Consider the following 269-nt stretch of genomic DNA (forward strand, 5'->3'; position numbering starts at 1 on the left):
GGAACTAACGGAACAGACGGTGCCAGAGGTGCAACTGGTGCAGCGGGTACTAACGGAATAGATGGTGCTAGAGGTGCTACTGGTGCTGATGGCGCTAGAGGTGCAACCGGAGCAGCTGGAACTAATGGAACAGATGGTGCTAGGGGTGCAACCGGAGCAACGGGTACTAACGGAACAGATGGTGCTAGAGGTGCAACCGGTGCAGCTGGTACTAACGGAACAGACGGTGCTAGAGGTGCTACCGGAGCAGCAGGTACTAACGGAACAGA

General features: G+C 56.1%; 1 protein-coding gene. It reads left to right on the top strand.

The window, feature by feature from the left end; translation table 11 throughout:
* The coding region (locus M0D21_RS22965; RefSeq protein WP_248334416.1) for a hypothetical protein at positions 1-269 on the top strand (269 nt) is incomplete at both ends.

This window comes from Aquimarina acroporae, from assembly GCF_023195925.1.
Taxonomy (GTDB): Bacteria; Bacteroidota; Bacteroidia; order Flavobacteriales; family Flavobacteriaceae; genus Aquimarina; species Aquimarina acroporae.